The organism is Pseudorhodoferax soli, assembly GCF_003337555.1.
Classification (GTDB): Bacteria; Pseudomonadota; Gammaproteobacteria; order Burkholderiales; family Burkholderiaceae_C; genus Pseudorhodoferax; species Pseudorhodoferax soli.
On sequence record NZ_QPJK01000008.1, the window covers coordinates 284,565 to 298,655 of the forward strand.

General features: G+C 71.7%; 14 protein-coding genes. 10 read left to right on the forward strand and 4 right to left on the reverse strand.

Annotated elements, in window-relative coordinates; translation table 11 throughout:
- Positions 1 to 53 precede the first annotated feature (53 nt).
- Positions 54 to 620: a GNAT family N-acetyltransferase gene (locus DES41_RS26665; RefSeq protein WP_114470788.1), complete on the forward strand. Its 567-nt coding sequence runs from the start codon at positions 54 to 56 to the stop codon at positions 618 to 620.
- A 66-nt stretch (positions 621 to 686) separates the two neighbouring features.
- Here the strand turns inward: DES41_RS26665 and DES41_RS26670 are convergent, their stop codons facing one another.
- Positions 687 to 1,631, reverse strand: coding sequence for a phosphate acetyltransferase (locus tag DES41_RS26670; protein WP_114470637.1), 945 nt, complete (start codon positions 1,629 to 1,631; stop codon positions 687 to 689).
- A 178-nt stretch (positions 1,632 to 1,809) separates the two neighbouring features.
- On the opposite strand from DES41_RS26670, the gene DES41_RS26675 reads away from it, so the two are divergent.
- Genes DES41_RS26675 through DES41_RS26690 form a run of 4 tightly spaced genes read left to right on the forward strand, consistent with a single transcriptional unit; the run spans position 1,810 to position 5,907 of the window.
- On the forward strand, positions 1,810 to 3,615 hold the full coding sequence (locus DES41_RS26675) for a DUF3141 domain-containing protein (protein ID WP_114470638.1): 1,806 nt from the start codon (positions 1,810 to 1,812) through the stop codon (positions 3,613 to 3,615).
- Positions 3,612 to 4,400 (forward strand): enoyl-ACP reductase FabI, encoded by a 789-nt coding sequence (gene fabI, locus DES41_RS26680; RefSeq protein WP_114470639.1) that lies wholly within the window; start codon positions 3,612 to 3,614, stop codon positions 4,398 to 4,400. The genes DES41_RS26675 and fabI overlap by 4 nt, the downstream gene beginning before the upstream one ends.
- Positions 4,379 to 5,572: an acetate/propionate family kinase gene (locus DES41_RS26685; RefSeq protein ID WP_114470640.1), complete on the forward strand. Its 1,194-nt coding sequence runs from the start codon at positions 4,379 to 4,381 to the stop codon at positions 5,570 to 5,572. Before fabI ends, DES41_RS26685 begins: the two co-directional genes overlap by 22 nt.
- Positions 5,569 to 5,907: a hypothetical protein gene (locus DES41_RS26690; protein WP_114470641.1), complete on the forward strand. Its 339-nt coding sequence runs from the start codon at positions 5,569 to 5,571 to the stop codon at positions 5,905 to 5,907. The genes DES41_RS26685 and DES41_RS26690 overlap by 4 nt, the downstream gene beginning before the upstream one ends.
- A 73-nt stretch (positions 5,908 to 5,980) precedes the next feature.
- On the opposite strand, the gene DES41_RS26695 is transcribed toward DES41_RS26690, so the two are convergent.
- From DES41_RS26695 to DES41_RS26705, 3 genes are read right to left on the reverse strand one after another with little or no spacing between them, the layout of a single operon-like run.
- On the reverse strand, positions 5,981 to 6,850 hold the full coding sequence (locus tag DES41_RS26695) for a DMT family transporter (RefSeq protein WP_114470642.1): 870 nt from the start codon (positions 6,848 to 6,850) through the stop codon (positions 5,981 to 5,983).
- Positions 6,847 to 7,404, reverse strand: a complete 558-nt coding sequence (locus DES41_RS26700; protein WP_114470643.1) for a phosphonate degradation HD-domain oxygenase — start codon at positions 7,402 to 7,404, stop codon at positions 6,847 to 6,849. Before DES41_RS26700 ends, DES41_RS26695 begins: the two co-directional genes overlap by 4 nt.
- 7 nt (positions 7,405 to 7,411) lie before the next feature.
- Positions 7,412 to 8,146, reverse strand: coding sequence for a phosphonate utilization associated transcriptional regulator (locus DES41_RS26705; protein ID WP_114470644.1), 735 nt, complete (start codon positions 8,144 to 8,146; stop codon positions 7,412 to 7,414).
- A 163-nt stretch (positions 8,147 to 8,309) separates the two neighbouring features.
- On the opposite strand from DES41_RS26705, the gene DES41_RS26710 reads away from it, so the two are divergent.
- The 5 genes from DES41_RS26710 to DES41_RS26730 are packed head-to-tail and all read left to right on the forward strand — an operon-like array spanning position 8,310 to position 14,071.
- Positions 8,310 to 9,353 (forward strand): putative 2-aminoethylphosphonate ABC transporter substrate-binding protein, encoded by a 1,044-nt coding sequence (locus DES41_RS26710; protein WP_114470645.1) that lies wholly within the window; start codon positions 8,310 to 8,312, stop codon positions 9,351 to 9,353.
- A complete protein-coding gene (locus DES41_RS26715) occupies positions 9,353 to 10,501 on the forward strand; it encodes a putative 2-aminoethylphosphonate ABC transporter ATP-binding protein (RefSeq protein WP_114470646.1) in 1,149 nt (382 codons plus the stop codon). The genes DES41_RS26710 and DES41_RS26715 overlap by 1 nt, the downstream gene beginning before the upstream one ends.
- Positions 10,498 to 12,204 carry a putative 2-aminoethylphosphonate ABC transporter permease subunit gene (locus DES41_RS26720; RefSeq protein ID WP_114470647.1) on the forward strand — a complete coding sequence of 569 codons (1,707 nt, stop codon included), beginning with the start codon at positions 10,498 to 10,500 and terminating at the stop codon, positions 12,202 to 12,204. Before DES41_RS26715 ends, DES41_RS26720 begins: the two co-directional genes overlap by 4 nt.
- On the forward strand, positions 12,201 to 12,941 hold the full coding sequence (locus DES41_RS26725) for an HAD family hydrolase (protein WP_114470648.1): 741 nt from the start codon (positions 12,201 to 12,203) through the stop codon (positions 12,939 to 12,941). The genes DES41_RS26720 and DES41_RS26725 overlap by 4 nt, the downstream gene beginning before the upstream one ends.
- On the forward strand, positions 12,938 to 14,071 hold the full coding sequence (locus DES41_RS26730; protein WP_114470649.1) for a TIGR03364 family FAD-dependent oxidoreductase: 1,134 nt from the start codon (positions 12,938 to 12,940) through the stop codon (positions 14,069 to 14,071). Before DES41_RS26725 ends, DES41_RS26730 begins: the two co-directional genes overlap by 4 nt.
- The last annotated feature ends 20 nt before the right edge of the window (positions 14,072 to 14,091 follow it).

The following is a 14,091-nucleotide window of genomic DNA, read 5'->3' on the forward strand; positions in this document are numbered from 1 at the left end:
CCGTGTGCACCAGCCATGTCTGCCGCAGGGCGCCCGGCGCGCGGATGGCACGCATGATGCAGCTCGTGGTGCCGGTGCCGCAGTACCTGCCCAGCTACGCCGCAGCGCTGCGGCGCGGGTGGTCCCCGAACAACGAACGGGGCCTAGCGGCTTCGCGCGAAGAGCTGGCGCTGATCGAAGCCGACCCTGCGGCCTTTCTCGCCTCTCTTGACGACAGGCAGGCCAAGGGCCCGCCCGTGGCGATGCCGGATGGCTCCGTGGTCCCCCGCCTGCCGGGCTTTCGGCGCTGGATGTGGGACGGCGCGTTCGCAGGGAGCATCGGTTTGCGCTGGCAGCAAGGCACCGTGGCGCTTCCGCCTTACTGCCTCGGGCACATCGGCTATGCCGTCGTCCCGTGGCGGCAGCGGCGCGGCTACGCCAGTGCGGCGCTCGTGCGCGTGCTCGAAGAGGCGCGCGCGATCGCACTGCCCTATGTCGAGATCACCACCGACCCCGACAACCTGGCCTCCCAGAAGGTGATCCTCGCCGCCGGCGGACGGCTGCACGAGCGCTTCGACAAGCCGCCGCAGTTCGGCAGCAAGCCCTGCCTGCGCTTTCGCATCGACCTCGCCGCGGCCTAGGCGCCAAGGCGTCTCAGGCGGCTGCGATGCCTTCGCTGGTGCGCGGTGCGCCGCGCCCGAGGCGCTTCATCCCACCGCCTTGATGCTGCCCGCCCGCGCGGCCTGCGCCACCATGGTGGCCAGCGCGCAAGACGCCAGCCGCGCGGCCTCGCCGTCGGCCCGGCTGGTCAGCACGATGGGCACCTTGGCGCCCAGCACGATGCCGGCCGCGTAGGCGCCGGCCAGGAAGCTCAGGCTCTTGGCCAGCATGTTGCCGGCGTCCAGGTCGGGCACGATCAGCACGTTGGCCACGCCCGCCACCGGCGAGACGATGCCCTTGATGCGCGCGGCCTCGGGGTCGATGGCGTTGTCCATGGCCAGCGGGCCGTCGAGCACGGCGCCGGTGATCTGGCCGCGGTCGGCCATCTTGCACAGCGCCGCCGCGTCCAGCGTGGAGGGCACGCGCGGGTTCACCGTCTCCATGGCCGACAGCAGCGCCACGCGCACCGCGGGAAAGCGCAGCGCATGGGCCAGGTCGATCGCGTTCTGCACGATGTCGACCTTCTCCTCCAGCGTGGGCGCGATGTTGACGGCCGCATCGCTGATCACCAGCGGCTGCGGGTGGCCCGGCACGTCCATCACGAAGCAGTGGCTGATGCGCCGGCCGGTGCGCAGCCCGCCCTCGCGCCGCACCACCGCGCCCATCAGTTCGTCGGTGTGCAGGCTGCCTTTCATGAGCGCGTCGGCGCGGCCTTCGTGCACCAGCGCGACGGCGGCCTCGGCCGCGGCGTGGCTGTGCGGCGCGGCGATGCATTCCACGCCGGCCAGGTCGGCGCCGAGTTCGCGCGCCGCGGCATCGATCTTCGCGCGCGGGCCGACCAGCAGCGGCGTGATGAGCCCGAGCCGGGCCGATTCCAGCGCGGCCTGCAGCGCCACGGCGTTGGTGGGGTGGACGACAGCCATGCGCAGCGGCGGCAGTGCGCGCGCGGCGGCGATCAGGCGGTCGTAGTGCGGGTGGGTGGGCTGCGCCATGTCAGCGGGTCCTCGGTGTGGTGGCGGCGCGGGTGCGGCGCAGGTGCAGCATGAAAGTCCTCCGTCCAGTGGATGGGGGCATCCGGATGCCCCCTGCTGCCCCAGTGTAGAGCCCGGATTCGACACGGTGCTCGGGTATGCTGCAGTGCACCATTCTGGCTGAACAAGGCATCCACCGATGGCAGATTCCGTTTCCGAACCAGCGCCCCCGGCACCGCTGGCGTTGCAGCTGGCCACGCTGTCCTACCTGGTCGACGCGCTGCAGCGCGGGGTGCTCACGCTCGATGTGCTGCGCGAGCGCGGTGACCGCTTTCTCGAACACCTGACGGCCGGCAAGCCGCCGCTGCTCGACTTCGCGTACGAGACGCTGGTCGACGGCCGCACGCTGCCCCAGCCCTGCAACTACCAGCTGCTGCGCATCGTGCCGCCGGCCGGCACGCGCGTGGTGGCCAGCCAGCGCCCCATCGTCATCGTCGACCCGCGGGCCGGCCACGGCCCCGGCATCGGCGGCTTCAAGCCCGACTCGGAGATCGGCGTGGCGCTGCGCCAGGGCCATCCCGTGTACTTCGTGGCCTTCCAGCCCGAGCCCGTGGACGGCCAGACCCTGGCCGACGTGGCCCGCGCCGAGGCTGCCTTCATCGACGCCGTGCGCGCCCGCCACCCGCGTGCGCCGCACCCGGCCGTGCTGGCCAACTGCCAGGCCGGCTGGGCGCTGGCCGGGCTGGCCGCGGTGGACCAGCGCATCCGCGGCCCGCTGGTGCTCAACGGCGCGCCGCTGTCGTACTGGTCCGGCAGCCCGCAGCAGAACCCCATGCGCTATGCGGGCGGCGTGCTGGGCGGCGCCTGGCTCGCGGCGCTGGCCTCCGACCTGTCGGGCGACCGCTTCGACGGTGCCTGGCTGGTGCAGAACTTCGAGAGCCTGAACCTCGCCAACACGCTGTGGGGCAAGCTCTACCACCTCTACGCCGATGTGGACGGCGAGCGCGAGCGCTTCCTGCAGTTCGAGCGCTGGTGGGGCGGCTACTTCCGCATGACGGGCGAGGAGATCGAGGCCATCGTCGAGAACCTGTTCATCGGCAACCGCCTCGCGCGAGGCGAGCTCGTGGTCGAGGGCAGGGCGGTGGACCTGCGCGCCATCGAGGCGCCCATGGTCATCTTCTCGTCCTGGGGCGACAACATCACGCCGCCGCAGCAGGCGCTGGACTGGATCATCGACGTCTGGGGCCATGAGGACGCCATCGCCGCGGCCGACCGCACCATCGTCTACCTGCTGCACCCCGGCATCGGCCACCTGGGCATCTTCGTGGGCGCGGCCGTGGCCAAGCGCGAACACGCGCAGATCATCAACGCGCTGGACCAGGTGGACGCGCTGGCGCCGGGGCTGTATGAGATGACCATCACGGCGCGCGACGGCGGCGATGCCCCCACCCAGGCCGCCACGGCGCTGGCCACGGCCGACGCCGCGCCGGCCGATGCGCAGGTGACGCGCGCCGCCACCACGCAGCTGCAGGCGCTGGAGGTGCACTTCGCGCCGCGCCGCGTGGACGACATCCGCGCGCTGAATGCCGATGGCCGCCGCGACGAAGCCCTGTTCGGCAATGTCGCCCGCCTGTCCGAGGCCAACATGCAGGCCTACCGCCAATGGCTGCAGCCGCTGGTGCGCGCCGTGGGCAGCCCGCAGCTGGGCGAGTGGCTGCGCTGGCTGCACCCGCTGCGCCAGCAGCACCTGGCCCTGTCCAGCCTGAGCCCCGGCGCGCCGCTGCTGGCCGGCCTGGCCGCGCTGGCCCGCACGCAGCGCAAGCCGGTGGACCCGGCCAACCCCTGGCTGGCCTGGGAACACCTGTTCTCGCAGAACATCACGCAGGGGCTGGACCAGCTCGGCTGGCTGCGCGACACCGCCACCGCACAGTGGGTGAGCCAGGCCTACGGCCCGCACGGCCTGTTCGGCCTGCCCGCGCTGTTCCGCACCGAGGGCAAGGCATGAAAGAGCTGCTGCAAGGCAAGAAGATGCTGGTCACCGGCATCGCCAACGACCAGTCCATCGCCTGGGGTTGCGCCAAGGCCTTCCACGCCTGCGGCGCCGAACTGGCCGTGACCTACCTCAACGACAAGGCCAGGCCGCATGTGGAGCCGCTGGCCGCGCAGCTGGGCGCCGCACTGCTGCCGCTGGACGTGCAGCAGCCCGGCGCGCTGGAGGCCGTGTTCGACGCGCTGCGCCAGCGCTGGGGCCGGCTCGACGCCGTGCTGCACTCCATCGCCTTCGCGCCCAAGGCCGATCTGCAGGGCCGGTTGACCGACAGCTCGCGCGAGGGCTTCCTGCAGGCCATGGACGTCTCGTGCCACAGCTTCATCCGCATGGCGCAGCTGGCCGAGCCGCTGATGGACCGCGGCGGCGCGCTGTTCACGATGAGCTTCCTGGGCGCGCACCAGGTGGTGCCGCACTACAACCTCATGGGCCCGGTCAAGGCCGCGCTCGAAGCCGCGGTGCGCTACCTCGCGGCCGAGCTGGGCCCGCGCGGCATCCGCGTGCACGCGATCTCGCCCGGCCCCATCCGCACGCGCGCGGCCTCGGGCCTGGCCGAGTTCGACGCGCTGCTGGAGCAGGCCGCGCTGCGCGCGCCGGCCCATGCGCTGGCCAGCATCGACGACGTGGGCTATGCCACCGCCATGCTGGCCGCCGACGCCGCCCGCCTCATCACCGGCACCACGCTGTACGTGGACGGCGGCTACCACCTGATGGACGCGCCATGGCCGACACCCAGCCGCTGATCGCCGTCGCCAACGCGGGCTCGTCCAGCCTCAAGTTCGCGCTGTACGCCGTGGGCGCTGGCGGCACGCTGGTGCTGCAGCTGCGCGGCGCGGTCGAGGAACTGGACCGCGCCCCCGTGTTCCACGCGCGCGACGCCGCCGGCCGCACCGTGGCCGAGCAGCGCTGGACCGACGCGCTGGGCCACGACGCCGCGCTGGCGCAGGCCATCACCGCCGTGCAGGCGCTGCTGCCCGGCATGCACCTCATCGGCGTGGGCCACCGCGTGGTGCACGGCGGCGCCGCGCACGACCAGGCCGTGCTGGTCACGCCTGCGCTGATGGCCGAGCTCGAGCAGTTGATCCCGCTGGCGCCGCTGCACGAGCCGCACAACCTGGCGCCGATCCGGCTGGCCTGGCAGCGCCTGCCCGGTGTGCCGCAGGTGGCCTGCTTCGACACCGCCTTCCACCGCAGCAACCCGGCCATCGCGCAGATGTTCGCGCTGCCGCAGGAACTGCACGACGCCGGCGTGCGGCGCTACGGCTTCCACGGCCTGTCGTACGAATACATTGCCGGCCGCCTGGCCGAGCTGGCACCCGATGCGGCCGCCGGCCGCGTGGTGGTGCTGCACCTGGGCAACGGCGCCAGCGCCTGCGCGCTGCAGGGCGGGCGCAGCGTGGCCAGCAGCATGGGCTTCACGGCCGTCGACGGCCTGCCCATGGGCACGCGCAGCGGCAACCTCGATCCCGGCGTGCTGCTCTACCTGGTGCAGCAGCGCGGCATGAGCGTCGCCGACATCCACGACCTGATCTACAAGCGCTCGGGCCTGCTCGGCGTCTCGGGCATCTCCAGCGACATGCGCGTGCTGCTGCACAGCGATGCGCCGCGTGCCGCGCTGGCCGTGGACCTGTTCGTCTACCGCGTGGTGCGTGAGATCGGCTCGCTGGCCGCCGCGCTGGGCGGGCTGGACGCGCTGGTGTTCACCGCCGGCATCGGCGAGCACGCCGCCCCGGTGCGCGCCCGCGTGCTCGCGCAGCTGGGCTGGCTGGGCCTGGTGCCCGATGCCGCGGCCAACGCCGCACACGCGCCCTGCATCACGCAGGCCGGCAGCCGGGCCTCGGCCTGGGTGCTGCCGACCGACGAGGAACTGATGATTGCGCGCCACACGCTGGCGCTGCTGGAGCACACCGCATGAGCCAACACGAAGAACGTTTCACCACCGCCCACTGGGAAGAACTGCTGCAGAGCATCGACCTGGAGGTGGCGCAGATGGCCATCGTCTGCCACGTGCCGCTGCTGGCGCCCGGCGTGGCCGCGCGCGTGCTGGCGCGTGACAGCCTGGTGGCCGGCGTGGACAACCCGCTGGCCTTCGCCAAGCTGCGCAACCTGCTGGCCATGCACTACGCGGTGAGCTGCCAGATGATCGACGAGGTGGGCGGCGATGCCGCGGCCGACATCACGGCCCATGTGCGCGAGCACCTGGCACCGCGCATCGGCCACCAGCTGGATGCGCGCAAGCCGAACGACTAGTTCAAGGGGCGGAGCAGGGCGCGCCGCCCTGCCAGCGCGACTGCCCGTGCGCCAGGCCGGTCGGGCGCGGTTCTCACCCCGCCCGCAGCGCCAGCACACCGGCCAGGATCACCACCACGCCCACGGCCCGGTGCGCGCCGAAGGGCTCGCGCAGCCACAGCACGCCGATCAGCACGGCGAACAGCACCGAGGTCTCGCGCAGCGCGGCCACCACGGCCACCGGCGCGCGCGTCATGGCCCACAGCGCGATGGCGTAGCTGCCCAGCGATGCCAGCGTGCCCAGCCAGGCGATGCGCGCACGCCGCGCCAGGTACGCCATCGCCGCGGCCCGGCCGGCCGGGCCGCGGCGCCACAGCACCAGCAGCAGGTAGGGGATGCCGTCGATCACGAACAGCGCCGCCACATAGGCCCCGGCGTCGCCCGCCGCGCGCACGCCCAGGCCGTCGACCACGGTGTAGAACGCGATGACGAGGGCGTTGAACAGCGCGAAGCGCAGCGCCTTGTTGCGGCTGCCACGGGCTGCGTGCATGCTGGCCGGCGACAGGCCCAGCACCACCACGCCCACGCACACGGCCACCACGCCCGCCCACGCCGTGGCCGACAGCCGCTCGCCGATCAGCGTGTGGCTGCCCAGCGCCACCAGCAGCGGTGCGGTGCCCCGCATCACGGGATAGGTCAGTCCCAGGTCGCCGTGTTGGTAGGCCCCGGCCAGCGCGATGTAGTAGGCCACGTGCACCAGCGCCGAGGCCGCCAGGTAGGGCCAGGCCGCAGCGTCCGGCAGCCCGGTGAAGGCCAGCAGGGGCAGCGCGAACAACACGCCGATGCTGTGGACCAGTCCGGTGTCCAGCGCCTTGTCGGGCGCCGACTTGATCAGCGCGTTCCAGCTTGCGTGCAGCAGCGCTGCGAACAGCACGGCCAGGATGACGGGCCCGCTCAGCGTCACGCCGCGGCGCCGGTGCTGCAGCGTGCTGCGCGCGCGAGAAAGTGCGCCAGCGGCGGCGTGGCCAGGCCAGCCGCCTTGGCCTGGTCGTCCCACAGCCGCAGCTGCACGGCCTCGTGCGCATGCGGGCGGGCGATGAAGTCGTCGGCCTGCTGTGCCGTGAACACGCCGCCCTGCAGCACCAGGCTGCGCTGCGAGTCTGTCGACAGCGCCGCGTGGTAGTGCGGCCGCGTGGCGCACAGGTAGCGCTTGGCGTCCACATGCCAGCGGATCGGGTCGAGCACGGCAGCACCGAACAGGCCGCGCAGGAAGGGCAGGGCGTAGAACTGGTGCAGGTCGTCGATGCCGCGCAGCGTGGGCGATGCGCCCTGGTCGTTCAGCAGATGGCCCAGGTCGTGCAGCAGTGCCGCGGCGACCAGCGCGTCGCCGGCGCCGGCCTGCTCGGCCAGCCAGGCACTCTGCAGCGCATGCTCCAGCTGCGTCACCGGCTCGCCGCTGTATTGCTCGGCGCCGCGGCGCGCGAACAGCGTGCGGATGTCCTCCAGCGTCAAGGCCATGGCCGCCTCAGGCCGTGACCGAACGCCGCGCCGCGCGCGCAGGCGTGGCGGCTGCGGCCGGTTCGGCCGCCGCGAAGTTCTGCCGCGTGCGCTCGCGGCTGTTCATCACGTGGCCGTACATGGCCTGCCCGGCGGCTTCGGCGTCGCCCGAGGCGATGGCCTTGACGATGGCGCGGTGCTCGCGCGAGTACACGGCCATCGACTCGTCCGTCAGGTTCTTGCGGCGGAACAGCGACAGCTCGTTGACCAGCTTGCGGTAGGTTGCGGTCAGCTTGGCGTTGCCGGCCAGCTCCAGCAGCCGGTCGTGGAACTGCAGGTTGAAGCGGTGGTAGTCCTGCGCATTGCCGGCCTTGACGGCCTGGTCCATCGCCTCGACCAGCTGGCGCAGTTCGCGCACCTGGGCGGGCGTGGCGGTCTGCGCCACCTTGCGGCCCACGTACAGGTCCATCACCGCGCGCACCTCGAAGATCTCCAGCGCCTCTTCGACCGGCACGTCGCGCACGAACACGCCGCGGTTCTTCTCGGTGCGGACGAGGCCGGCCTCTTCGAGCAGCCGGAAGGCCTCGCGCACCGGGCCGCGGGACACGCCGAGTTGGTCGGCCAGGGTGGATTCGGTCAGCTTGGCGCCGGGCAGCAGCTGGCCCTCCAGAACCATGCGCTCGATCTCGTTCTGCACCAGTTTGGCCAGGGAATTGCCCTGCAGCTGTGCAATCGTCGGGTGGCTCTGGGTGCTGGTGGGCATGCTGAAGAAGGGTGGGTTACAGAGTGCAGATTGTCTACGATGTGCGATCTGCAATTGACAATCAACGATCCTGGCGCGCATTTTGCATTGGGTCCGTGTCATGAGGATGACATTTGCTCTAGGCACATTGCCGGCTGTTCTTCCCAGACCCAGGAGTCGTTTCATGCCGTTCGCCCCCCTCTCCAAATCTGCCGCAGCGCTGGCCATCGGCCTGGCCTTCGGTGCCGCTGCACATGCGCAGAAGACCGACCTCACGGTCTACACCGCGCTGGAGACCGACCAGCTCAAGGCCTACCAGGAAGCCTTCAACAAGGTGCATCCGGACATCGCCATCAAGTGGGTGCGCGACTCCACCGGCGTCGTCACCGCCAAGCTGTTGGCCGAGAAGGCCAACCCGCAGGCCGACGTGATCTGGGGCGTGGCCGCCTCCAGCCTGGCGCTGTTCGACAAGAACGGCATGCTCGAGCCCTACGCGCCGCTGAACCTGGACGCCATCATGTCCCAGTACCGCGCGAAGAAGTCGCCGCCGGCCTGGTGGGGCATGAACGTGTTCGGCGCCACGGTGTGCTTCAACACGGTGGAAGCCAAGAAGCGCAACATCCCGGTGCCCACCAGCTGGCACGACCTGCTCAAGCCCGAGTTCAAGGGCCAGGTGGTGATGCCCAACCCGGCTTCTTCCGGCACCGGCTACTTCGACGTGGCGGCCTGGCTGCAGATGTGGGGCGACGACAACGGCAAGGGCGGCGGCTGGAAGTACATGGACGCGCTGCACCAGAACATCGCCCAGTACACGCATTCCGGCTCCAAGCCCTGCAACATGGCTTCGGCCGGCGAGTTCGTGGCCGGCATCTCGTTCGAGTACCGCGGCTACACCAACAAGGCCAAGGGCGCGCCCATCGAACTGGTGTTCCCCAAGGAAGGCCTGGGCTGGGACCTGGAAGGCTTCGCCATCTACAAGGGCACGAAGAAGCTCGACGCCGCCAGGAAGCTGGCCGACTGGGCATCGTCGAAGGACGCGATGCTGCTGTACGGCAAGAACTTCGCCGTGACCGCGCAGCCCGGCGTGGCGCCCAAGCTGGCCCACATCCCGGCCGACTACGAGTCGCGCCTGATCAAGATGGACTTCGACCAGTCCGCCACCAGCCGCGAGCGCGTGCTGGCCGAGTGGACGAAGCGCTACGACGCCAAGAGCGAAGCGAAGAAGTGATGCACGCCGCCCACGATGGTGTGGCCACGGCGCCCGGACGCAGGGCGGCGGTGGCCGAGGCCGCCTACCTGCGCCTGGCCGGCGTTCAGAAGCGCTTCGGCGGCTTCACGGCCCTGGAGTCCATCGACCTGGACATCCGGCGCGGCGAGTTCGTCTGCTTCCTCGGCCCATCGGGCTGCGGCAAGACCACGCTGCTGCGCATCATCGCGGGCCTGGAGGTGCAGAGCGCCGGCCAGATCCTGCAGGCCGGGCACGACATCTCGGTGCTGCCGCCGGCCCAGCGCGACTACGGCATCGTGTTCCAGTCGTACGCGCTGTTCCCCAACCTCAGCATCGCCGACAACGTGGCCTACGGCCTGGTCAACCGGCGCCAGCCGCGCGCGCAGGTCGCCGCGCGGGTGCGCGAACTGCTGGCCCTGGTCGGCCTGCCGGACAGCGGCGGCAAGTACCCGGCGCAGATGTCGGGCGGCCAGCAGCAGCGCGTGGCCCTGGCGCGGGCGCTGGCCACCTCGCCCGGCCTGTTGCTGCTGGACGAGCCGCTGTCGGCGCTGGACGCCATCGTGCGCGTGCACCTGCGCAACGAGCTGCGCGCGCTGCAGCGCGAGCTCGGCGTGACCACCATCATGGTCACGCACGACCAGGAGGAGGCGCTGTCCGTGGCCGACCGCATCGTCGTCATGAACCACGGCGTGATCGAGCAGATCGGCACGCCCACCGAGGTCTACCGCGAGCCCGCCACGCCCTTCGTGGCCGGCTTCATCGGCAAGGTCAACCGGCTCGACGCCGTGGCCGAGGGCGCGCAGTGGTTCCGCTGTGGCGACAAGCGCTGGCAGTGCGCACCGGGCCAGGGCGCGGGCTTGCGCCCCGGCCGCCCGGTGGCCCTGTACCTGCGGCCCGAAGACCGCGTCGTCGGCCCGCTGCGCGAGGACGACCCCACGCTGTGCGAAGGCACGGTGCGCGGCATCGAGTTCCTGGGCGGCAACTGCCTGGCGGATGTGGCGGTGGACGGCCTGGGCGGCCAGCAGCTGCAGCTGCAGTACTCGCTGAACCAGATGGACGAGTTCCAGGTGCGCCATGGCGGCCGCGTGCGCTTCGCGCTGCGTTCCGACCGGCTGCGCGTGTTCCCCGCGCCAGGGGCTTCCGCATGACGGCAGGCGCCGCCGCCGTGCGCCTGCCGGTGCCGCGGCTGCGCCAGGGCCTGGGCGAGCGGCTGCCGCAGCTCGGCCTGCTGGTGGTGGCGCTGCTGCTGGTGGTGGGCCTGCTGGCGCCGCTGGTCGCCATCCTGGCGCAGGCCTTCCAGGGCGGGCGCGGCGCGGCCGCGTTCATCGCCTACCTGGCCTCGCCCGCGCTGCTGGGCAGCCTGTGGAACAGCCTGTGGGTGTCGCTGCTGGTCACGGCCATCGTGGTGCCGCTGGCCTTCACCTTCGCCTATGCGCTCACGCGCAGCTGCATGCCGTGCAAGGGCCTGCTGCGCACCGCCATGCTGCTGCCGCTGCTGGCGCCTTCGCTGCTGTCGGCCATCTCCACCATCTACTGGTTCGGCAACCAGGGCATCGCCAAGGACTTCTGGCTGGCGCTGGGCTTCGATGGCATCTACGGCGCCAGCGGCATCGTGCTGGCGCAGTGCTTCGCCACCTTCCCGCACGTGCTGATGATCCTGGTCACCGCGCTGGCGCTGGCCGATGCGCGGCTGTACGAGGCGGCCGATGCGCTCGGCACCTCCACCGTGCGCAAGTTCTTCACCGTCACGCTGCCGGGCGCCAAGTACGGCCTGGTGTCGGCCGCGCTGGTCTGCTTCACGCTGGTCATCACCGATTTCGGCATCCCCAAGGTGGTGGGCGGCAGCTTCAACGTGCTGGCCACCGATGTGTTCAAGCTGGTGATCGGCCAGCAGGACTTCCAGCGCGGCGCGGTGGTGGCCCTGCTGCTGCTGGCGCCGGCGGTGCTGAGCTTCGGCATCGACGCGGCCGTGCAGCGCCGCCAGACCGCCACGCTGACCGCGCGCGCCGTGGCGCTGGTGCCGCGGCCCAGCCGTGGCTTCGACCTGGCGATGACGCTGTACTGCGGCGCCATCGTGGCGCTGGTGCTGGCCATGTTCGGCATGGCGGTGTTCGCCTCGTTCGCCACCTTCTGGCCCTACAACCTCGCGCCCAGCCTGAACCATTACGTGGCCGGCCTGCTGGATGCGGGCCTGGGCGGCGCCATGCTCAACAGCCTGAAGCTCGCGGCCTGCACGGCGGTGGTGGGCACGCTGGTGGTGTTCATGGGCGCCTACCTGCTGGAGAAGACGCGCGGCCTGGGCGCGGTGCGGCCGGTGCTGCGGCTCATGGCCACGCTGCCCATGGCCGTGCCGGGCCTGGTGCTGGGGCTGGGCTACATCTTCTTCTTCAACGCGCCGGGCAACCCCCTGGGTGGGCTGTACCAGACGCTGGCACTCATGGTGCTGTGCACGGTGGTGCACTTCTACACCACGGGCCACATCACCATGGTCACGGCGCTCAAGTCCATCGACGGCGAGTTCGAAGCCGTGTCGGCCTCGCTCAAGGTGCCGCTGCTCACCACGCTGCGGCGTGTCACGCTGCCGATCTGCCTGCCGGCGCTGCTGGACGTGTCGCGCTACTTCTTCATCAACGCCATGACGACCATCTCGGCGCTGGTGTTCCTGTATGCGCCCGACACGCGCGTGGCCTCGCTCGCCATCCTGAACCTGGACGAAGCCGGCGACACCGGCCCGGCCGCGGCCATGGCCGTCCTGATCGCCGCCACCTCGGCCGTGGTCACGCTGCTCTACCTGGCGGTGGGCAAGCTGGTGGACCGGCGCACGCAGGCCTGGAAGGCACCTGCGCGATGAGCACCGCCGGGCCGCCCCAAGGTGCTCGGCACCGAAGCGCGCAGCGCGCAGGTTCTCCACCCCGGCTCGCCCTGTTCGACCTGGACAACACGCTGCTGACCGGCGACAGCGAGGTGCTGTGGCTGGACTACCTGCGCGCACGCGGCCTGCTCGATGCCGCCACCGCCGCCCGCAACGCCGAGATGGACCACCGCTACCACGCCGGCGAAGCCACGCCCGCGGAGTTCTGCGGCTTCTACGCCGCGCTGTTCGCCGGCCGCACGCCGCAGCAATGGCAGCCGCTGCGCGACGACTACTTCGCCACCGTGCTGGCCCCGCGCCTGCCCGCTGCCGCCCACGCGCTGGTGCAGCAGCACCGTGCGGCCGGCGACCGGCTGGTGCTGACCACCGCCTCCAGCCGCATCCTGGCCGAGCCCAGCGCCCTGGCGCTGGACTTCCCGCACCTGATCGCCACCGAACTGGAGACCGCGGCGGACGGCCGCTACACCGGCCGCACCGCCGGCACGCTGAACATGCGCGAAGGCAAGCTCGCACGGCTGCGCGACTGGCTGGCCGCGCGCGGCGAGGATGTCGACGCCGCGCTGGCCAGCGCCACCTTCTACAGCGATTCCATCAACGACCTGCCGCTGCTGCTGGCGGTGGGCCACCCCTGCGCCGTCGACCCCGATGCGCGGCTGCTGGCCCACGCGCAGCAAGGCCACTGGCCGGTCTTGCGCCTGCAGCGCGACACCCCATGAGCACCCTGAACGCATCCACCCATTTCGACCTGGTCGTGGTCGGCGCCGGCATCGTCGGCCTGGCCCATGCCTACACCGCCGCGCGCCGCGGCCTCAAGGTCTGCGTGGTCGAGCGCGACGCGGCCTGCGTCGGCGCCTCGATCCGCAACTTCGGCTTCATCACCGTCACCGGCCAGGGCGCCGGCGACACCTGGCGGCGTGCCCGCCGTGCGCGCGAGGTCTGGGGCGAAGTGGCGCCGCAGGCCGGCATCGCCGCAGTGCACCACGGCCTGTACCTCACGGCCTTCCGCCCGGCGGCCCACACCGTGCTCGAAGCCTTCATGCGCACGGAGATGGGCGCCGGCTGCGAGCTGCTGGCCACGCCCGACGCCGCCCGCCGCGTGCCCGCGCTGCAGCTGCAAGGTGCGCAGAGCGTGCTCTACAGCCCGCACGAGATGCGCGTGGAATCACGCACCGCCATCGGCCTCTTGGCGCGCTGGCTGGCCGAGGTGCATGGCGTGGTGTTCCGCTTCGGCGAGGCGGTGCTGGAAGTTGCCACGCCGCGCGTGCGCACATCGCGCGCGGTGCTGCACGCCGAGCGCGTGGCCGTGTGCACCAACACCGAGCTGCATGGCCTGTTCGCCGAGCGGCTGGCGCCGCACGCGCTGCGCCTGTGCCAGCTGCAGATGCTGCGCGTGCGGCCCGAGCCGGGCTTCCGCCTGCCAGGCGCGGTGATGGCCGACCTGAGCCTGGTGCGCTACCACGGCTACAGCCGCCTGCCCGAGGCCGCGCCGCTGCTGGCGCAGATGCAGCGCGAGGAGGGCGAATCGCTGGCGCACGGCATCCACCTCATCGTGGTGCAGAGCGCCGATGGCACGCTGGTGGTGGGCGATTCGCACCACTACGGCGCCGCGCCCGAGCCCTTCGCCGACCAGCGCGTGGACGCGCTGATCCTGCGCCACCTGCGCGAGACGCTGCAGCTGCGCAGCTGCGAGGTGACGGAGCGCTGGGTCGGCACCTATCCTTCGTCGGCCGAGACCGACTGCCTGATCGACCGGCCCGACGACGCCACCCGCGTCGTGCTGGTCACCAGCGGCACCGGCGCCAGCACCGCCTTCGGCATCGCCGAGGACGTGTTCGCCGCGTGGTGAACCCATCGACCCTGAGAGAC